Source organism: Nocardia sp. BMG111209, from assembly GCF_000381925.1.
Classification (GTDB): domain Bacteria; phylum Actinomycetota; class Actinomycetes; order Mycobacteriales; family Mycobacteriaceae; genus Nocardia.
On the sequence record NZ_KB907307.1, the window covers coordinates 2156635 to 2176105 of the forward strand.

At 68.1% G+C, this 19471-nt stretch carries 22 protein-coding genes; 8 read left to right on the forward strand and 14 right to left on the reverse strand.

The window, feature by feature from the left end; translation table 11 throughout:
* The first annotated feature begins 65 nt into the window (after window positions 1-65).
* On the forward strand, window positions 66-1103 hold the full coding sequence (locus G361_RS0109890) for an LLM class flavin-dependent oxidoreductase (protein ID WP_019926917.1): 1038 nt from the start codon (window positions 66-68) through the stop codon (window positions 1101-1103).
* Here the strand turns inward: G361_RS0109890 and G361_RS0109895 are convergent.
* Window positions 1050-1829, reverse strand: coding sequence for a PP2C family serine/threonine-protein phosphatase (locus G361_RS0109895; RefSeq protein ID WP_019926918.1), 780 nt, complete (start codon window positions 1827-1829; stop codon window positions 1050-1052). The two genes, G361_RS0109890 and G361_RS0109895, sit on opposite strands and share 54 nt — an antisense overlap.
* A 130-nt stretch (window positions 1830-1959) precedes the next feature.
* Complete coding sequence (locus tag G361_RS0109900; protein WP_019926919.1) at window positions 1960-2835, reverse strand: fumarylacetoacetate hydrolase family protein; 876 nt, start codon at window positions 2833-2835, stop codon at window positions 1960-1962.
* Window positions 2836-2923: 88 nt separating this feature from the next.
* Between G361_RS0109900 and G361_RS0109905 the strand changes: the two genes are divergently transcribed.
* Complete coding sequence (locus G361_RS0109905) at window positions 2924-3832, forward strand: alpha/beta hydrolase (protein WP_155981389.1); 909 nt, start codon at window positions 2924-2926, stop codon at window positions 3830-3832.
* Here the strand turns inward: G361_RS0109905 and G361_RS0109910 are convergent.
* Entirely contained in the window at window positions 3829-4503 is a 675-nt protein-coding gene (locus G361_RS0109910) for an endonuclease V (RefSeq protein WP_019926921.1), read from the reverse strand. The genes G361_RS0109905 and G361_RS0109910 overlap by 4 nt on opposite strands.
* 69 nt (window positions 4504-4572) lie before the next feature.
* Here G361_RS0109910 and G361_RS0109915 point away from each other — a divergent pair, with 69 nt between their 5' ends.
* A complete protein-coding gene (locus G361_RS0109915; RefSeq protein ID WP_019926922.1) occupies window positions 4573-5535 on the forward strand; it encodes a Ku protein in 963 nt (320 codons plus the stop codon).
* 44 nt (window positions 5536-5579) lie between these two features.
* On the opposite strand, the gene G361_RS0109920 is transcribed toward G361_RS0109915, so the two are convergent.
* A complete protein-coding gene (locus tag G361_RS0109920; RefSeq protein WP_019926923.1) occupies window positions 5580-6200 on the reverse strand; it encodes a hypothetical protein in 621 nt (206 codons plus the stop codon).
* A 219-nt stretch (window positions 6201-6419) separates the two neighbouring features.
* On the opposite strand from G361_RS0109920, the gene G361_RS43060 reads away from it, so the two are divergent.
* The 5 genes from G361_RS43060 (at window position 6420) to G361_RS0109945 (ending at window position 10753) form a co-directional block, all read left to right on the forward strand.
* Complete coding sequence (locus G361_RS43060; protein WP_019926924.1) at window positions 6420-7220, forward strand: RDD family protein; 801 nt, start codon at window positions 6420-6422, stop codon at window positions 7218-7220.
* A gap of 107 nt (window positions 7221-7327) precedes the next feature.
* Entirely contained in the window at window positions 7328-8206 is an 879-nt protein-coding gene (locus G361_RS0109930; protein ID WP_019926925.1) for a MetQ/NlpA family ABC transporter substrate-binding protein, read from the forward strand.
* A complete protein-coding gene (locus tag G361_RS0109935; protein ID WP_019926926.1) occupies window positions 8203-9234 on the forward strand; it encodes a methionine ABC transporter ATP-binding protein in 1032 nt (343 codons plus the stop codon). Before G361_RS0109930 ends, G361_RS0109935 begins: the two co-directional genes overlap by 4 nt.
* 11 nt (window positions 9235-9245) lie before the next feature.
* Window positions 9246-9908 carry a methionine ABC transporter permease gene (locus G361_RS0109940; protein ID WP_019926927.1) on the forward strand — a complete coding sequence of 221 codons (663 nt, stop codon included), beginning with the start codon at window positions 9246-9248 and terminating at the stop codon, window positions 9906-9908.
* A 26-nt stretch (window positions 9909-9934) separates the two neighbouring features.
* A complete protein-coding gene (locus G361_RS0109945) occupies window positions 9935-10753 on the forward strand; it encodes a glycosyltransferase family 2 protein (RefSeq protein ID WP_019926928.1) in 819 nt (272 codons plus the stop codon).
* Between the two features lie 60 nt (window positions 10754-10813).
* Here G361_RS0109945 and G361_RS0109950 read toward each other — a convergent pair whose 3' ends face one another.
* The 10 genes from G361_RS0109950 to G361_RS0109995 all read right to left on the reverse strand — a co-directional run bounded on the left by G361_RS0109950 (window position 10814) and on the right by G361_RS0109995 (window position 19450).
* On the reverse strand, window positions 10814-11293 hold the full coding sequence (locus G361_RS0109950) for a DUF2231 domain-containing protein (RefSeq protein ID WP_019926929.1): 480 nt from the start codon (window positions 11291-11293) through the stop codon (window positions 10814-10816).
* Window positions 11294-11383: 90 nt separating this feature from the next.
* Window positions 11384-12046 carry a GAD-like domain-containing protein gene (locus G361_RS0109955; protein ID WP_019926930.1) on the reverse strand — a complete coding sequence of 221 codons (663 nt, stop codon included), beginning with the start codon at window positions 12044-12046 and terminating at the stop codon, window positions 11384-11386.
* The gene (locus tag G361_RS0109960) at window positions 12031-12909 is read right to left on the reverse strand and encodes a polymorphic toxin type 15 domain-containing protein (RefSeq protein ID WP_026342870.1); all 879 of its coding nucleotides are present in this window, start codon (window positions 12907-12909) and stop codon (window positions 12031-12033) included. The genes G361_RS0109955 and G361_RS0109960 overlap by 16 nt, the downstream gene beginning before the upstream one ends.
* A gap of 178 nt (window positions 12910-13087) precedes the next feature.
* Window positions 13088-13489 (reverse strand): metal-sulfur cluster assembly factor, encoded by a 402-nt coding sequence (locus G361_RS0109965; protein ID WP_019926931.1) that lies wholly within the window; start codon window positions 13487-13489, stop codon window positions 13088-13090.
* On the reverse strand, window positions 13486-13965 hold the full coding sequence (gene sufU, locus G361_RS0109970) for a Fe-S cluster assembly sulfur transfer protein SufU (protein ID WP_019926932.1): 480 nt from the start codon (window positions 13963-13965) through the stop codon (window positions 13486-13488). Before sufU ends, G361_RS0109965 begins: the two co-directional genes overlap by 4 nt.
* Before the next feature lie 3 nt (window positions 13966-13968).
* The gene (locus G361_RS0109975) at window positions 13969-15231 is read right to left on the reverse strand and encodes a cysteine desulfurase (RefSeq protein ID WP_019926933.1); all 1263 of its coding nucleotides are present in this window, start codon (window positions 15229-15231) and stop codon (window positions 13969-13971) included.
* 2 nt (window positions 15232-15233) lie between these two features.
* Window positions 15234-16007 (reverse strand): Fe-S cluster assembly ATPase SufC, encoded by a 774-nt coding sequence (gene sufC, locus G361_RS0109980; protein WP_019926934.1) that lies wholly within the window; start codon window positions 16005-16007, stop codon window positions 15234-15236.
* A 31-nt stretch (window positions 16008-16038) separates the two neighbouring features.
* Entirely contained in the window at window positions 16039-17178 is a 1140-nt protein-coding gene (gene sufD / locus G361_RS0109985) for a Fe-S cluster assembly protein SufD (RefSeq protein ID WP_155981635.1), read from the reverse strand.
* Between the two features lie 83 nt (window positions 17179-17261).
* Window positions 17262-18719, reverse strand: a complete 1458-nt coding sequence (gene sufB, locus G361_RS0109990) for a Fe-S cluster assembly protein SufB (RefSeq protein ID WP_019926936.1) — start codon at window positions 18717-18719, stop codon at window positions 17262-17264.
* Window positions 18716-19450: a metalloregulator ArsR/SmtB family transcription factor gene (locus G361_RS0109995; RefSeq protein ID WP_019926937.1), complete on the reverse strand. Its 735-nt coding sequence runs from the start codon at window positions 19448-19450 to the stop codon at window positions 18716-18718. The genes sufB and G361_RS0109995 overlap by 4 nt, the downstream gene beginning before the upstream one ends.
* Window positions 19451-19471: the final 21 nt, after the last annotated feature.

The following is a 19471-nucleotide window of genomic DNA, read 5'->3' on the forward strand; positions in this document are numbered from 1 at the left end:
CACAAGCGGACTGACAGTCCGTATCATAGCGGGTGCACGTCTCTCCTGCCGGAAGGCCGTTCCGTATGCCCATCGCCCTGTCCATCCTCGATCTCGCGTCGATCGCGCCCGGGGAGACCGCGCGCGACAGCTTCGACAACAGCGTCGCCATCGCCCGAGCCGCCGAGCGCAGCGGTTATCGCCGCGTCTGGTACGCCGAGCACCACAACATGAACACCATCGCCTCCAGCGCCACCAGCGTGCTGATCGGATACGTGGCGGCCAACACCGACACCATCCGGCTCGGCGCGGGCGGCATCATGCTGCCCAATCACTCGCCGCTGGTGATCGCGGAACAGTTCGGCACGCTGGAGACGCTGTTCCCGGGCCGGATCGACCTCGGCCTCGGCCGGGCGCCGGGCAGCGATCAGAAGACCATGCTCGCGCTGCGGCGCGACCACACCTCGGCGGATTCGTTCCCGCGCGACGTGCTGGAACTGCAGGGCTATCTGAGCGGCCGATCCCGGATTCCGGGTGTGCGCGCGGTGCCGCAGGCGCCGGAGGCCGTGCCGCTGTACATCCTCGGCTCCTCGCTGTTCGGCGCGCAGCTCGCCGCCCAGCTGGGCCTGCCGTACGCCTTCGCCTCGCATTTCGCGCCGGACGCGCTGCATCAGGCGGTGGAGATCTATCGCGAGCGGTTCCAGCCCTCGGATCAGCTGGCGCGGCCGTACATCATGGCCGCGGCCAACGTGTTCGCCGCGGCCGACAGCGAGGATGCCCGGCAGCAGCGCGCCGTCGCCTACCGCGCGCGGGCCCGCAGCATGATCTCCCGCGGCGCCGCCGACGTGCGGTTCACCGACGACGAGATCGACGCGTTCCTGGCGTCGCCGAACGGCAGCCACCTCGCCTCGATGATGAAGTACACCGCCGCCGGAACCCCGGCGGAGGTGCGCGAGTTCCTCACCGAGTTCGCGGCGGGCATCGGCGCCGACGAACTGATCCTCGCCCACCACGCCTCGGCCCTCGCGGACCGGGTGCGGTCGGTCGAACTCGTCGGCGCGGCCTTCGACCTAGCCTCGGTCGACCACGAGCGCGGTGGTGTTGTCGGTTCCGCCGGCGCGTAACGCGCTGTCCACCAAGGCTTCCGCCGCGGCCGCCGCATCGGTCGACTCGCACAGGACGGATTTCACCGTCGCCATGTCGATCGGCTTGTGCACGCCGTCGGTACACAGCAGCAACCGGCCGGCACTCGAGCCGGTGGCCGCGTGGCCGACGGCGCCGGGCCGGACGGTCCGGGCCGAGGTGGTCACCAGGTGGTCCATCCGGGCCGCCGGATGGTGCCCGTAGGTGCGCAGATATTCGCCGACGGTGTGATCGGTGGTGATCTGGTGCAGCACCCGCCCGTTCCACCGGTACGCGCGGCAGTCGCCCACCCACGCGATATCGATGCGGCCGTCGGCGCGCCCGGCGGCGGGCAGTACCGCCACCACCAGCACCGCGTCGGCCTCGTCCTGCGGGTACTGGCGGCGCAGTTCCTGTTGCGCGGCCAGGATCGCGGCCCGCGCGCCGCGGCGCGCACCGACCTGCGCCGCGACCGCGGCCACGGTCCGCGCCGCCCGCACGGCCAGCAGATGATTACCCACGCCGTCGGCGACCACGAACGCGCTGCGGCCCATCGCCGCGTCCGTATGGGCCGCCACCGCGTCCGCGTTCAGTGAGCGGCCGCCACGCCGGCTCACCGACTCACCGGTGATGCCCACCACCCGCAACAGCTCGCGGCGGGTGATCGCGATCGTCATATCGTCGAGTTCCGGTTCGTCCCCCGGATCCTGCCCCACGCTGTTCAGCACGCCCTCCAGTTCACCTCAGCACCGGCGCATTTCGAGTCGGAGCCAGCCGTGCAGTTGCTGTGAATACTGACACGGAAACGTCACGGTCCGCCCGGGAACGGACCGCGCGGGAGAACCGCCGCGGGAGTGGCTACCGCCGGGCGATGAAGGTCTGGCGCAAGGTGCCGATGCCCTCGATCCAGCTGTCCAGGGTTTCGCCGGACTGGAGGAATCGCTGCGGGTCACGGCCCATGCCGACGCCGGCCGGGGTACCGGTGAAGATCACGTCGCCGGGCAGCAGCACGACGGTGTCCGACAGTCGCGCAAGCAGTTCCGGCACCGGGAAGAGCAAATCACCGGTGCGGGCCTTCTGCACCTCCTGACCGTCGATCGCACAGCCGAGTTCGAGATCGTCGCGGTCGGCCAGTTCGTCGGGAGTGACCAGCCACGGACCCTGCGGCGCGAATCCCGGGAAGGACTTGCCCAGGCCGAATTGCGCTGCGGGACCGCGGAACTGCGAGATCCGCTCGGAAAGATCCTGGCCCACGGTCACACCCGCGACGGCCGGCCAGATCTGCTCGCGGTCGGCACGGTGCAGCTCGCGGCCGATGATCACGACCAGCTCGACCTCCCAGTCGACGTGGCCACCCGCGGGCAGCACAACCGTGCTGTCGGGCCCACTGAACGAGGAGACGTACTTGGTGAACACCGGCGGCAACTGCTCGGGTACGGCGAAGCCGGTCTCGGCGACGTGGTCGCGGTAGTTCAGTCCGACGGCGAACACCTGGCGCGGCGCCGGCGAGGGCGCGCCGAGCAGAGCGCGGTTCAGCGGGAAGGCATGCGTGTGGAGCGCATCCGGGGACAGCGTCGCGGCCCACTCCCGGAACCGGCCCCAGTTCTGGTAGATCTGGCCGAGGTCCGGGCCGAAACGGCCGCCGGACACCGCCGCGATCTCCGCGGCCTGGTGATCACCGTCCTCGCCACCGAGCACGAACACACCCCGGCCGGCCAGATTCGCAATACGCATGAAATCGGTTCTCCTCGGACTGAACAAGATCCTCCATCGTACAGGCGAATATGGGACAATCCACACGCTGTCCAGCGAACGGAAGACCATGGTGCACGCCAACGCATTCCACCCCGACCTGCGCGGAACCGCGCGGTGGCTGCCGCGCAGCGCGGTGAGTAAGCGGTCACTTCCGGTGGTCCGGGCCCTCACCGGGCTCACCGGGCGTCGCACCCCGTCCGACGTACGGGTGGAACGAGCCGGCGACATCACCGTGCGGGTGTACCGGCCGCCGACCGCGGCGGACCCGTCGGCGGCCCTGCTGTGGATCCACGGCGGCGGTTACGTGATCGGCAGTGCGGCACAGGACGATTGGCTGTGCCGGCACTTCGCCCGCGAACTCGGCATCGTGGTGGCCTCCGCCGACTACCGGCTGGCCCCCGAACACCCGTTCCCGGCGCCGCTGCACGACTGTCACGACGCCCTGAGCTGGCTGGCCCGGCAGCCCGATATCGACGCCGATCGGATCGCGATCGGCGGGGCCAGCGCCGGTGGCGGACTGGCGGCCGCGCTGGCGCTGCTCGCGCACGAGCGCGGTGAGGTACACCCGGTGTTCCAGCTCCTGGCCTATCCGATGCTCGACGACCGCACCGTGCTGCGCACCGACCTGGACGAGTCGAATTTCCGGCTGTGGAACAACCGGTCCAACGCCTTCGGCTGGCAGGCCTATACCGCGCTGCCGCCGGGAGATCCGGCCGTGAGCGGCCTCGCCGCCCCCGCGCGGTACGAGGATCTGTCCGGCCTGCCGCCGGCCTGGATCGGCGTCGGCAGCCTCGACCTGTTCCACGACGAGGACCTCGCCTACGCGAAACGCCTGGCGGACAACGGGGTAGCCTGCGACACCCTGGTGATCGACGGCGCCTTCCACGGTTTCGACGAGGTACTGGCGAAAACCGGAGTCGCCCGATCCTTCCGGTCCGCACAGGTAGCGGCGCTCACCGCGGCCCTCGCGAGCTAACCCCGCAACAGCATGCGGCAGAGATGGTCCGCGCGGCGGGTGGTTTCGGGCTGCCGGTAGCGCGGGGTCAGGTGCAGGGTTGCGGCACAGGCGGTTTCGAGGGTCGTGCGGTGGCCGACGGAGACGTGGACCGGTTTCACGGCGGTGCGGGTGCGCAGCGCGCGGCCGACGAGTTCACCGTCGATCGTGATGTCGGCGGTCGCGCCGCGTTCGGCGCCGAGGTCGCCGCAGTCACCCCAGAGGGTTTTCGCGACGCCCGCGGTCGGCACGCCGGTGAGCAGGCCGAGGTGGCAGGCGAGTCCGAAGCGGCGCGGGTGCGCGAGGCCCTGGCCGTCGCAGATCAGCAGGTCCGGCGTGGTGCCGAGTTGCCGCAGAGCCGCGATGGTGGTGGGCAGTTCGCGGAAGGCGAGCAGGCCCGGGATGTACGGGAAGGTGGTGTGGCCGCGGGCGGTGGCAGTGTCGACCGGTTCCAGCGTCGCCGCGTCCAGCACCACCACGGCGGCGACGACGTTACCCGCGTCGTCGTAGGCGCAATCGAGTCCGGCGATCGTCTGGAAATGCGGCGGGGCGGGGTCGTACGGCTCGACCAGCGCGCGCAAACGTTGTTGCAACGCGACGGCGGCCGCCGGATCGGCGGGTAGTTCGGCGGCGAGTTGTTCGTCGATCTCCATCGTCCGGCAAGGTTACAATCGGGTCCACGTGCCCTACGGGACACACCGGTCGAAAGTACGATCGAGCGTGTGAGATCCATCTGGAAGGGCTCCATCGCATTCGGGCTGGTGAATGTCCCGGTGAAGGTGTACACCGCCACCGAGGATCACGACATCCGGTTCCATCAGGTGCACGCCAAGGACGGCGGGCGCATCAAATACGACCGGGTGTGCACCGTCTGCGGCCAGTCCGTGCAGTACGCCGACATCGACAAGGCGTACGAGTCGCCCGAGGGCGACAAGGTGGTGCTCACCGACGAGGATTTCGCGAAATTGCCGGTCGCGGAGAAGCACGAGATTCCGGTGTTGCAGTTCGTGCCCTCCGATCAGATCGATCCGATTCTGTTCGACCGGAGTTATTACCTGGAGCCGGATTCCACCACGCCGAAGGCCTATGTGCTGCTGGCGACGACGCTCGACCAGGTGGACCGGGTGGCCCTGGTGAATTTCACGCTCCGGCAGAAGACCCGGCTCGCGGCGCTGCGGGTGCGCGACGGGGTGCTGGTGTTGCAGACGCTGCTGTGGCCCGACGAGGTGCGCGCGGCGGATTTCGAATCGCTCGACGGGGTGGCCGCGCCGCGATCGCAGGAGATCGCGATGGCCGAGACCCTGGTCGACAGCATGTCCGATGATTTCGATCCGAGTCTCTACAAGGACGAATATCAGATCGAGTTGAAGAGATTGCTCGACGAGGCGATCGAATCCGGTACCGGCACCGTGACCCGGCACGAGGAGGCGCCGGCGCCGGAGATGGATGCCGAGGTGGTCGATCTGGTCGCCGCACTGCAACGCAGCCTCGAGGCCACCGGCCGCCGCGGCGAGGCCGCACCCGCCGCGGCGCCGCCGAAGAAGAAGGCCGCCGAATCGGCGGCGAAATCCACCGCCGGCAAATCCACGGCCGCGAAGTCCGCCGCGAAGAAGACCACCGCCAAGAAAACGGCCGCGAAGGCTCCCGCCAAATCGACGGGCCGCCAGACCCGTAAGGGCGCTTGAACTTTCGGGTCGCGCACCCGCCCCCTACCCCGGCATCGGCCGGGCTATTGCCCGGCGGCGCGGGCCTTGCCCTCGCGGAAGAACTCCAGCAGGCTCTCCACCGTCGGAACGGCGGAACGCGGCCGCATCGCCCCGAACGGGGCATTCCAGAATTCGCCCGTGCGCGCGGTCCACGGCCCGACGTAGGCGTACGGCTCCGAATTGTTCCAATCACCCGGCGACACACCGTAATTCACCTGATCCACCGCCGCGGACAGATCGAAATGCTCCGGCCAGAGCGTGGGCGGCTGATCGGCGAAGCGGCGCAGCGCGGTGTCGCCGACGGCGAACCAGTCGTGGATCGACGCCAGCGCGGCGCCGTCCAGGACCAGCGGCTCGGCCGGATCCAGACCGGTGCCGTCGGCGTAGAGGCCGGGTGGCGGGGCGATCGCCTCGAAACCGGCCTGCCGTGCGACCTCGGCGAAATTGCCGGTCAGCGGCACCCGGCCGGCCGACCAGACCAGATCCGAACCGAGCACGGAGACCGGCCATTTGGTGCCGGCGAAGCCGCCGAGCACGATCCGCATCCGGATGGTGCCGAATCGCCGATACTGCGGCCCGGCGACGAGCAACTCCGACACCGCGTGCAGCCCGAACCGGGTGTCCTCGTAGGTGATGTCGTCCACGGGACCATCATCGCGGCTGAATCGAATACCCGGAAATCGAATACTCATCGCGCGCCGATTCGCCGGAATATGGCAATCCATGGGCTTCGGCCGCCGTGCCGGCGGCGCGTCGGCGATACTTGGCAAACGAGTTCACACCCGCCGCACAGTTGCGTCACACGTCGGACTCCGGTCGATGCGCTCACCGTTGTCGTCCCATGAACGTCGGAGGAATCACAGATGAGCAACCCATCCGAGCCCAGCGATCCGAACGCCGCGGCGTGGCAGGGCCAGCCCGGGTACGGCTATCCCCCGTCGTCCCAGCCGGGCTACGGCGATTCCGGCGGCTGGAGCCAGCCCGGATATCCGGGTGCGCAACCGCCGTACGGGCAGCAGGGCAGCGGGTCGCAGCAGCAGCCGTACGGCGGCCAGCCCTACGGTACGCAGCCCTACACCGGGCAACAGCCGTACGGTCAGCAGCCGTACGGCGGCCAGCCGGGCTACCCGCCGCCCCCGTCCGGCTACGGCTATCCGCCCGGCGGCGGCTACACGCCGTACGGCGCGCCCGCGCTGCCCTATGCCAGCTGGTTCCTGCGCATCGGCGCCCGGCTGATCGACGGCCTGATCGCCTTCGTGCCCGCGGCCATCCTCTACGCGATCGGGTTCGCGATCGGCAGTAGTTCGATGAGCTGCAGCACCGATCAGGACGGGGTGTACCAGTGCACCGGTGGCGGCCTGTCCGCGATCGGGCTGATCTTCGTGCTGCTGGGCTGGCTGTCCGCGGTCGGCGTCACCCTGTACCTGATCTATCTCGAGGGCAAGACGGGACAGACCTGGGGTAAGCGGGTGGTCGGTATCAGCCTCGTGCGGGAGGCCGACGGCCGATTCCTCGGCTTCGGGATGTCCTTCGTCCGGCAGCTCGCGCACTTCCTCGACGGAATCGCCTGCTACATCGGCTATCTGTGGCCGCTGTGGGACGAGAAGCGCCAGACCTTCGCCGACAAGGTCTGCAGCACCATCGTCGTCAAGACCAATCCGTAGGCCGGTGCGGCCAGGGTTTCGTTCACCGCAATCGCAAGCCTTGCCGGGTGCGGTGCGCTCCCGTGTGATGGTCGGGTTCACCTTTCGACGATCACGCGGGAGCACGAGTGAAATTCCGACGGGTACTGGCGATTCCGGTCCTGGCCCTGGCCGCCGTCCTCGGCCTCACCGCCTGCGGCGGCAGCGGCGACTCGTCGTCCTCGGGCACCGTGATACGGATCGGGACCACCGACCGCAATTCGGCCTGGGACACCTTCGAACAGGTGGCCAAGCGCAACGGCATCACGTTGCAGACCACCAACTTCACCGACTACAAGACGCCGAATCTCGCACTGGCGCAGAAGCAGATCGACGTCAATCTGTTCCAGCACCTGCAGTTCCTGGGCCAGTACGACGTGTCGAGCAACGACACCGTCACCCCGATCGGCTCCACGTACATCGTTCCGCTGGCGCTGTATTCGAAGAAGCACAAGACCCTCGCCGAGATCCCGGCCGGCGGTGAGGTCGCGGTCCCGAACGATCCGACCAATCTGGCCCGGGGGCTGAACGTGCTGGCCGCCGCAGGACTGGTGAAGTTCACCGGCAGCCCGTCGCAGCCCACCGCCGCCGATGTCGACAAGGCCGCCAGCAAGGTCAAGGTGACCACGGTCGACGCCACCCAGACCGCGCTGTCGCTGAACTCGGTCGACGGCTCGATCATCAACAACACCTTCCTGGAACGGGCCGGTATCGACCCGCATTCGGCGCTGTACGCCGACGATCCGAACAACCCGGCCGCCGAGCCGTACATCAACGTGCTCGCGGTCCGCGCGGCGGACAAGAACGATCCGAAACTGCTGAAGCTGGTGGACGTCTTCCACGACCCGGAGGTGCAGAAGGCGTGGGCCGAGGCCACCAAGGGCAGCGGTATCGAGGTCAAGCGCTCACAGGCCGACCTGGAGCAGATCCTGGCCCGGGTCGAGCAGGGCCTCCGAGAGCACAAGTGAGCGCGGGCAACGACGCGCCCGCGGTCGAATTCCGTTCCGCCGGTAAGACCTTCACCGTCGGCCGGACCACCACGACCGCGCTGGCCGATATCGACCTGCGCATCGAGCGCGGCGAGATCTTCGGCATCATCGGCTATTCCGGCGCGGGTAAGAGCACCCTGGTCCGGCTGATCAACGGCCTGGAGAAGCCGACCGCCGGCGAGGTGTTGGTCGCCGGACAGCCGATCACCGGGATCCCGGAGGCCCGGGTGCGGCGGCTGCGCCTGGACATCGGCATGATCTTCCAGCAGTTCAACCTGTTCCGATCCCGCACCGCCGCAGGCAATGTCGAGTATCCGCTGAAGGTGGCGGGCTGGCCGCGGGCGAAACGCAAGGCGCGGGTGGCGGAACTGCTGGAGTTCGTCGGGCTCTCCGACAAGGCGCGCAGTTATCCGGATCAGTTGTCCGGCGGGCAGAAACAGCGCGTGGGCATCGCGCGGGCACTGGCCACCTCGCCAGCGCTGCTGCTCGCCGACGAGGCCACTTCCGCCCTCGATCCGGAGACCACCGGCGAGGTGCTGCGGTTGTTGCGCAAGGTCAACACCGAACTCGGCGTGACCATCGTGGTGATCACCCACGAGATGGACGTGATCCGCGCGGTCGCCGACCGGGTCGCGGTGCTCGCCGAGGGACGTATCGTCGAATTGGCCGACACCTTCGATGTTTTCGCGCATCCGCAGGCGGCGCCGACGAAATCGTTCGTCGAGACCGTGCTGCACAACCGGCCCTCCGCGGACGAACTGCGCCGGCTGCGCGCGGCGCATCCGGGGCGGCTGGTCACCGTCGACATCACGGACGGCCGCGGGGTCGGCGCCGCACTGGCGGCCGCGGCCGCCACCGGGGTCCGGTTCGAGGTGGTGTACGGCGGCGTGAGCGCGTTGCAGGACCGTACCTTCGGCAGTATCACCTTCGCCCTGGACGGTCCCGAGGCCGCGGTGGACCGGGTGGTCGCCGACCTGAGTGCGGCCGCCGTGCCGATCGAGGCGTGAGAGAGGCTGCCGTGCAGACGAATTGGACCCAACTGCGGCCGGTGCTCTGGGACGCGATCGGCACCAGCATCTACCTCGTACTGCTGACCTTCGCGGTCGGCGGGGTGTTCGGCCTCGCGCTGGGCACCGCCCTCTACACCACCCGTCGTGGTGGTCTGCTGGCCAACGCGCCGATCCACCTGCTGCTCAACGTGATCGTGAACGTGGTACGGCCGATCCCGTTCATCATCCTGCTGGCCGCGCTGGGGCCGGTGACGCTGCAGGTGGTCGGCACCACCATCGGCACCGACGCGGCCGCGTTCGTGATGATCGTCGCGGCCTCGTTCGGAATCGCCCGGATCGTCGAGCAGAACCTGGTGACGGTGGACCCGGGCGTGATCGAGGCGGCCCGGTCGATGGGGGCCGGGCCGCTTCGCATCATCGCCACCCTGCTGATCCCGGAAGCCTTGGGCCCCTTGGTACTCGGCTACACCTTCGTGGTGATCGCGATCGTCGACATGTCGGCGATGGCGGGCACCGTCGGCGGCGGCGGGCTCGGCGATTTCGCACTCGTGTACGGCTATCAGCGCTTCGACTGGCAGGTCACGCTGGTCGCCACCTTGATCATCGTCGCGGGCGTACAGGGAGTGCAGTTCGCGGGCAACTATCTCGCCCGGAAAGTGCTGCGGCGCTGACATTTCCGGATGGCTACACTCGTGCGGTGCGACCAGAGATCGAACTTGTCCCAGCGTCCGAAAGCACCGACCTGCCGGCGGTCAGCGTCATCTGCCCGACGTATCAGCGGCCGAAATACCTGCGCAGACAGGTCGAGAACTTTCTCGCACAAACCTATGGCGGCGCACTCGAGATGATCGTATTCGACGACAGCCCCGAGCCCAGTGGACACCTATTCGATCCAGAATACGAGGAACGCGGTGTCAGATATCACCACATGCCGGCCGAACGCCTCACGATAGGCAGCAAATTGCAGGCCATGGCGAAACTGGCCCGAGGGCAGCTCATCGCGGTGTTCGACGACGACGACTATTACGCGCCGCAGTACATCGAGCGTATGGTCCGATTCCTCGGGGATGCCGACTTCTGCACGCTGAGCCGATGGTTCGCGTACAGCCCCGAGCAGCGGACTTTCGCCTACTGGGCGTCGGACATCCTGTCGCCGACGCACTATGTCTTCTCACCGTGGGAGCCGGTCGCGGCGATGCCGATATCGACCGACGGCTGGAATCCGGATTGGGTCATCGACAAACTGTGGGGTTACGGATTCTCCTACATCTGGCGGAAGAACACACTCCCGCAGGTGGAGATCGCCGATATCACCTTCGCCGACGTGTGCTGGGACTGGGATTTCTACCGGAAAGTGAAGAAGGCAGGCTTGAAAGCCGTCTGCGCCCCCGACAACGAGGGGTTGATAATCCATATCCTTCATCCGGAGGCCACGACGAAGATGTTTCCGCAGTACATATTGCCCGAGTTCATGCTCGCCGATTACTTCCCGCTGTACACACCGGTCGAGAACTAGTGTCCCGATCCACCGATCGTGCGCGACTCCCGCGCGCGGCGGAACTTCGGCGCCCCGGCATCACGACCCCGGCGCGGGCGCGACGGCGGCGACTCCGCCCCACACCGCTCGCGCCCCCGATTCGCCGACTCGGTACACCTGGACCACCGCCGCCACGCTCGCCGCGAGGATCACGACCGCGATCACGCCGGCCAGTAGGCGACCCAACGGCTTCCGGCCCTCGCGCACGTGCCACAACACCAGCAGCGCGGCGGCGACCGCGAGCGCGGCCGTGAACCAGATCATGGTGTCGCCGAGGTCGGTGTGGGTTCGCAGCCCCGGCGACGGGCCGACCCGCCGCTCCAGCCACTCCCCCGCCCCCGTGGTCACCGGGGTCAGCGCCAGCGTCACCGCGGCCAGCACCGCCACCAGCCAGACCAGCCGGCGCCGCGCCGCGGGCCACACCGCGCACAGCGCGGCCAGGACGGCCGTCAGGGGTACCAACACGACGATCACGTGCACCAGTAGTGCGTGGACCGGCAATCCGTCGATCGTGGACATCGGCACTCTCCTCACCCGCGGCGCCGCGCTTCGGCACCCACTGTGTCACACACGGATTCGCGCGCTCGGCGGTTCAATGTCCGAGAGTCGCTACTGGGTGGCCCGTTCCATCAGTTGCCGGGGCGTGAGATCGCTGAGCAACCGCATGTGCACGTCGGCGTCGAAGAGTTCGACGTGGTCGGCGGCGAGCGAACCGCCCAGCGCCGGCGCGGGGACGAAACCGTAGACGGTATCCGCCGCGACCGGGCCCAGCCGGGGCAGCACCTGGTCGAAGATCCCCGCGCCGTCCTCATCCGGGACGTCCATGTTCTCGCGGGTCTGTGCCAGGAAGCCGGCATACATCGCCATCTCGGTGGTGGATTCGTCGCGCACCTGCCGGGGGCTGGGCTTGTACATCAGCCAGCCGAGATAGGGCAGCACGGTGAGGCCGAATCCCGTGTTCGGGCTCCAGAGTTTCATGCGGCCGAATGCGGAGCGGGTCACCGCGATCCAGGAATCGGGACCGGTGGGTAGTTCCAGGCCCGCCGTCCACGCGTCGACCGCAGGCTGCCAGGCCACCGGATCGCAGATCCACCACCTGCCGTCGTCGAATCCGGAGAAACCGAATTCGAACCAGATGTCGAGCAGTGCGGGCGGTGCGACGTCCCGGAACTGTTCGAAACGCTCCGTGGGAGTTTCGGTGCGGAAAGTCGGTTGTCCCCAATTACGGACGATGGCCTCGGTGATGCGCGACATGGTCAGCCGACTCTCCATCTCACATTGAGTAGTTTCTTTCCGTCACCGGATCTGTGCAATTGTTCCGCATAGTCGCGGAGGTCGTTCCGGAGAGTCTTCCACTGACTTCCCAGCGACGAGTTTACATACTTGTCGCCCATGCTCCAGGTGCCGTCCGGGAGCACGCCGATCCGGTCCGCGCCACCACCGGCCAGATCCTGTTCGTGCAGCGCGCGCTTCTTGGCCATCTCGGCCGCGACCTGCTGCTGCGCGTAATCCTCCGGAGAGCGCCCGTTCAACTCGCCCCGGCCGTCCATCTCCAGCGCCTCGTAGAGCTTCCGCTCGTACAGGTCCGTCTCGTACTCCTCGCGGGCCACGCGCTGCGCGGTACCGACCCGCTCGACGTGCTGCCAGTTGTCCAGGATCTCCCGGGACGACAGCCTATTCACGCCGTCCAGCTGACGGTCGACCTGCCGGCGATATTCGTTCAATTTGTTCTGCGTGCCCGGAGTGGCACCTTCCTTGAAATTGAGGGTGAGAATTCGCTCGACCCGATCCGTCAATTCGCCCGAATTGTTCAGGGCCGCTTTCACATTGTCGTGGTCGGCGGCCCACTCCGATCCGGAGTTGTTCGCCCCGAGCGCTTCCCATTTGCTTCCGTCTGCGTTGTTGATCGGATGCGTCTGCTGGTTCTTGACAATGAATTTCTGCTCCGAGTACGCCTTCCAGGCCGGTACGACGGTCGCCTCGTCGACGGCCACCGTGCCCTCGACGCTGCGCACGACCCGTTGGGAGCTGCCTTCGACGGCCTCCGACATGACCCGGCCGATGCGTTCGACGACCTCGGCCAGCCGGGTACGCGCCAGATCGACAGCAGCGCCCAGCGCGCCACCCTCGCTCATCCGAGCAGGCGGCGGCCCGACGCACTCGCCTCCGCGTACACGACAACCCGGCCCGGCCGCACCGACTTCCCCTCGTCCCTGTCAGTTGGGTCAAGGGTACGGCGGCACAACCGATGACGGGAGCCCCGAATTTCACCGGCCGGCTCGAATCTGCCGCGGCCGCGGCAGATCGAGAAGGTCAGACGGTGAAGCCGAGGGCGCGCAGTTGCTCGCGCCCGTCCTCGGTGATCTTGTCCGGGCCCCACGGCGGCATCCAGACCCAGTTGATCTTCAGGTCCTCGACCAGGCCGCTGCGGACCAGGGCGTTACGGGACTGATCCTCGATCACGTCGGTGAGCGGGCAGGCCGCGGAGGTCAGGGTCATGTCCAGCAGCGCCACGTTGCCCTCGACGCGCAGGTCGTACACGAGGCCGAGATCGACCACGTTGATGCCGAGTTCGGGATCGACGACGTCGCGCATCGCCTCCTCGAGGTCCTCCAGCTGCCGCAGCTCCTCGGGCGACAACTGCACGGGCTCGGCGGGCGCGCCGGTCTCCGCCGCCGCGGCCTCGGCCGTCTCCGGGATGTTCGTCTCGCTCATGACTGCTTCTCTCCGTTGCTCATCGGAGCCTTGGCTTCCTGGTCGGTTACCCGGATCACCGCGTCCTTGAACGCCATCCAGCCCAGCAGGGCGCACTTGACCCGGGCCGGGTACTTCGCCACGCCGGCGAAGGCGATGCCGTCGCCGATCACGTCCTCGTCGCCCTCGACCGCGCCGCGGCTCGCGATCATCTCGCTGAACGCGTCGACGGTCTTCAAAGCCTGCTGCACCGGCAACCCGACCACCTGATCGGTGAGAACCGACGTAGCGGCCTGACTGATCGAGCAGCCCTGACCGTCGTACGAGACATCGGCCACATCGCCATTACCATCAATGTGCACCCGCAACGTCACCTCGTCACCACAGGTCGGATTGACGTGATGCACCTCGGCCTCGTACGGCTCCCGCAGGCCGCGGCCGTGCGGGTGCTTGTAGTGATCCAGGATCACTTCCTGATACATCTGCTCCAAGCGCATGATCTATGCAACCCCGAAGAACTCTCGGGCCTTCCGCACCGCGGCGACCAGCTGATCCACTTCCTCCAGTGTGCTGTACACCGCAAAAGACGCGCGAGCGGTGGCAGCAATTCCGAAGTGCCGATGCAACGGCCAGGCACAGTGATGACCGACCCGGATAGCGACACCCTGATCGTCGAGCACCTGCCCCACATCGTGCGCGTGCACCCCGTCGACCAGGAACGACACCGCACCACCGCGGGCGACGTTCTCGGTCGGCCCGATGATCCGCACGCCGTCGATCGCGCCGAGCCCCTCGAGCGTGGCGCCGACCAGCGAATGTTCGTGCGCGGCAACGGCATCCATACCCAGATCGGTGAGATACCGTACGGCCGCGGCCAATCCGACCACCTGCGAGATCATCTGCGACCCGGCCTCGAACCGCTGCGGCGGCGGCGCGTAGGTGCTGTGATCCATGTAGACGGTCTCGATCATGGAGCCGCCGGTGATGAACGGCGGAGTGTCCTCCAGTAGTTCCCGACGCCCGTACAGGATGCCGACGCCGGACGGCCCGAGCATCTTGTGCCCGGAGAACGCGGCGAAGTCGACACCCAGCGCGCGCAGATCCACCGGCTGATGCGGCACCGACTGGCAGGCGTCGAGCACCACGAGCGCGCCGACTTCCTTTGCCCGCCGGACCAATTCGGCCACATCGGCGACCGCGCCGGTCACATTGGACTGATGGCTGAACGCGACCACCTTGGTACGCGGCGACAGCTCCAGCGAATCCAGATCGATCCGCCCGTCGTCCGTAACCCCGTACCACTTCAGGGTCGCGCCGGTACGGCGCGCGGTCTCCTGCCAGGGCACCAGATTCGCGTGGTGCTCCAGTTCGGTGATCACGATCTCGTCGCCGGGGCCGACCCGGTGCGGGAAACGGTCGTCGGAGAAGGCGTACGCCACCAGGTTCAGCGATTCGGTCGCGTTCTTGGTGTACACGATCTCGTCGGCGCCGACGCCCACGAAGCCGGCGATCGTCGCGCGAGCGTCCTCGTACGCCTCGTTGGCCTCCTCGGCCAGCTGGTGCGCGCTGCGGTGCACGGCGGCGTTGTGCTCCAGCAGGAAGGCCCGCTCGGCGTCGAGCACCTGCAGCGGGCGCTGCGCGGTGGCGCCGGAATCCAAGTACGCCAACGGCTTTCCGTCCCGCACCGTGCGGCTCAGGATCGGGAAGTCGGCGCGGATCGCGGCGACGTCGAGCGCGTGCCGAGACTCCGACACAGCCGTCATGGTCAGGCTCCTACCGCGGACGAAGTGAAGCGCACGTAGCCGTTCGCGTCGAGTTCCTCGGCCAGCTCGGCGCCGCCCTCGGCGACGATGCGGCCGCCGACGAACACGTGCACGAACTCCGGCTGGATGTAACGCAGGATGCGGGTGTAGTGCGTGATGAGCAGGATGCCGCCGTTCTCCCGCTCCTTGTAGCGGTTGACGCCCTCGGAGACGATGCGCAGCGCGTCGACGTCCAGGCCGGAGTCGGTCTCGTCGAGGATCGCGATCTTCGGCTTCAGCAGGCCGAGCTGCAGCACCTCGTGCCGCTTCTTCTCGCCGCCGGAGAAGCCCTCGTTGACACTGCGCTCGGCGAAGGCCGGATCGATCTCCAGTTCGGACATCGCCGTCTTGACCTCCTTGACCCACAGCCGCAGCTTCGGCGCCTCGCCGCGCACGGCGGTGGCGGCGGTGCGCAGGAAGTTCGACGTGGAGACGCCGGGCACCTCGACCGGGTACTGCATGGCGAGGAACAGCCCGGCGCGGGCCCGCTCGTCCACGGACATCGCCAGCACGTCCTCACCGTCGAGGGTGATCGAACCCTGGGTGACGACGTACTTGGGATGGCCCGCGATCGCGTAGGACAGCGTCGACTTGCCGGAGCCGTTGGGGCCCATGATGGCGTGTGTCTCACCGGATTTCACGGTGAGGTTCACGCCGTTGAGGATCCGGATCGGCTCACCGGATTCGTCCGGGTTGGCGACCTCGGCGTGCAGGTCCTTGATTTCGAGGGTGGTCATGAAAGTCCTTCGTGGGCTGTGTGGTTCGGGTTCAGGCGCCGATCGCGGCGAGCTCGGCCTCGACGGCCGCCTCCAGCCGCTCCCGCACCTCGGGCAGCGCGATCTTCTGGATGATCTCGTGGAAGAAGCCGCGCACCACCAGACGTCGCGCGACATCCTCCGGAATGCCACGGGCGCGCAGGTAGAACAGCTGCTCGTCGTCGAAACGACCGGTGGCCGAGGCATGTCCGGCGCCGACGATCTCGCCGGTCTCGATCTCCAGGTTCGGCACCGAATCGGCGCGCGCGCCGTCGGTGAGCACCAGGTTGCGGTTCGCCTCGTAGGTGTCGGTGCCCTCGGCGGCGGCCCGGATGAGCACGTCACCCACCCACACGGTGTGCGCGTCCGACTTGTTCGAATGCGGATCGCCTTGCAGCGCACCCTTGTACAGCACGTTCGACTTGCAGTTCGGCACGGCGTGATCGATCAGCAGCCGCTGCTCGAAGTGCTGGCCGTCGTCGGCGAAGTAGAGCCCCAGCAGTTCGGCGTCGCCGCCGGGACCGGCGTAGCGCACGTTCGCGGTCAGGCGGACCAGGTCGCCGCCGAGGGTGACGTCGGTGTGCCGCAGCACGGCGTCGCGGCCGAGCACCGCGTGGTGCGCGGTGACGTGCACGGCGTCGTCGGCCCAGTCCTGGATCGCCACCACGGTCAGCTGCGCGCTGTCGCCGAGCACGAATTCCACGTTCTCCGCGTAGGTTCCGCTGCCGCGCTGGTCGATCACGACGGTGGCGACGGCGAAGTTGCCGAGCCGGATCTGCAAGTGGCCGTAGGCGGTCCGGTCCACGCCGGGGCCGGTGACGGTGATCGCGACCGGCTCGGCCACCTCCGTCTCCGTGCCCACGGACACGATCGTCGCCCGCTCGAAGCTCGAATATGCCTGGGCGGCAACGCGATCGGTCGGGGCGCCGGCGGCGCCGAGGCGTTCGTCGGTGCGCTCGACCGTCGCGACGGTCACGCCCTCGGCCGCCGCCACCTCGACGGTCGCGGCGCCGTCCGCGACGGCGGTGCCGTCGTGCAGGCCGCGCAGCCGGCGCAGCGGGGTGAACCGCCACGCCTCGTCGTGCGACACCGGAATCTCGAAGGCGGTCACATCGAACGAGGCGAACAGCTCGCCCTTGTTGATCGCCGGCATCCGGGCCTCCCCGGCGGCCGCGATCCGATCGGCCACGGCCGCGATCTCGTCGGCTCCCGCCGAGACGCTCGCAAGCTTGCTCACTAGCCGACCGCTCCTTCCATCTGCAGCTCGATCAGGCGGTTCAGCTCGAGCGCGTATTCCATGGGCAGTTCCTTGGCGATGGGCTCGACGAAGCCGCGCACCACCATCGCCATCGCCTCGTCCTCGGTGAGGCCGCGGCTCATCAGGTAGAACAGCTGATCATCGGAGATCTTCGAGACCGTGGCCTCGTGACCCATCGTGACGTCGTCCTCGCGGATGTCGACGTACGGGTAGGTGTCCGAGCGGCTGATCGTATCCACCAGCAGCGCATCGCATTTCACGGTCGACTTGGAGCCGTGGGCGCCCTTGTTGACCTGGACCAGGCCGCGGTAGGAGGCCCGGCCGCCGCCGCGCGCCACCGACTTCGACACGATCTTCGAGGAGGTGTTCGGCGCCAGGTGCAGCATCTTCGCGCCGGTGTCCTGGTGCTGGCCCTCGCCCGCGAACGCCACCGAGAGCACCTCGCCCTTGGCGTGCTCGCCGGTCATCCAGACCGCCGGGTACTTCATGGTGACCTTGGAACCGATGTTGCCGTCGATCCACTCCATGGTCGCGCCCGCGCTCGCCTTGGCCCGCTTGGTGACCAGGTTGTACACGTTGTTGGACCAGTTCTGGATGGTGGTGTAGCGGCAGCGGCCACCGTCCTTGACGATGATCTCGACCACCGCGGAGTGCAGCGAGTCCGACTTGTAGATCGGTGCGGTGCAGCCCTCGACGTAGTGCACGTAGGCGCCCTCGTCGACGATGATCAGGGTCCGCTCGAACTGGCCCATGTTCTCGGTGTTGATCCGGAAGTAGGCCTGCAGCGGGATGTCGACGCGCACGCCCGGCGGCACGTAGATGAACGAGCCACCCGACCACACCGCGGTGTTCAGCGCGGAGAACTTGTTGTCGCCGGCGGGGATCACCGAGCCGAAGTACTGCTGGAAGATCTCCGGATGCTCCTTGAGACCGGTGTCGGTGTCGAGGAAGATCACGCCCTGCTGTTCCAGATCCTCACGGATCTGGTGGTAGACGACCTCCGACTCGTACTGCGCCGCGACACCGGCGATCAGCCGCTGCTTCTCCGCCTCCGGGATGCCCAGCCGGTCGTAGGTGTTCTTGATGTCCTCGGGCAGGTCTTCCCAGCTCTCGGCCTGCTTCTCGGTGGAGCGCACGAAGTACTTGATGTTGTCGAAGTCGATGCCCTCGAGGTTGGAACCCCAGGACGGCATCGGCTTGCGATCGAAGATGCGCAGCGCCTTCAGCCGGATGTCGAGCATCCAGGACGGCTCGTTCTTCTTGGCCGAGATGTCGCGGACGACGTCCTCGGACAGGCCGCGCTTGGCCGAGGCGCCGGCGGCATCGGAGTCCGCCCAGCCGTAGCCGTAGGTACCCAGGGAGGCGATGGTCTCCTCCTGGGTCAGGGACGCAACCGGGATGGCCGGGTCCTGGCCTGCCGTGGTCGTGGTCGTCATTCGGCACTCCTTCCGGAGTCGAGTGGAGACGCCACCGCGGGCTGAGCGGTGGCTTTCTTGCTGGTGCTCGCAGGTATGCCGGGGGCCGGCAGGAGCAGGGGGACGTGCGTGGTGCAGGCGCAGTCGCCGTTGGCGATGGTCGCCAGGCGCTGCACGTGGGTGCCGAGCAGTTCGCGGAACGCCTCCAGCTCGGCGGTGCACAGCTCCGGGAATTCCTCGGCGACGTGCGAGACCGGGCAGTGGTGCTGGCAGATCTGGACACCCGGGCCGACGGTCCGGGTGGAGGCGGCGAAGCCGGCGTCGCTGAACGCGCCGGCGATCTCCTCGGCCTTGGCGCGGGTGGCCTCGGGGGTGTGCCGGGCCAGTTTGTCGATACCGGCGACGATGGTGCCCACCCGTTTGCGGGCGAATTCCATGATGGCCGAATCGCCGCCGATCTCGCGCAGCTGCCGCATGGCCGCTCCCGCCAGATCGTCGTAGGCGTGCCCGAGCCGGCCACGGCCCGCCGCGGTGAGCTGGTACTGCTTGGCGGGACGGCCGCGGCCCTTCTGCTGCCAGGCCGCGGACCGGGCGGCCCGCGCCTCGCCCGACTCGATGAGCGCGTCCAGATGACGCCGCACACCGGCCGGTGCCAGGCCCAGCTGCTCGCCGATCGCCGTCGCCGTGATGGGGCCCTGCTCCAGCAGGACCCGGATGATCGCCGCCCGGGTGTGCCCCTCGCTCGCGGGCACAGCAGCAGACCGGGCACCCTC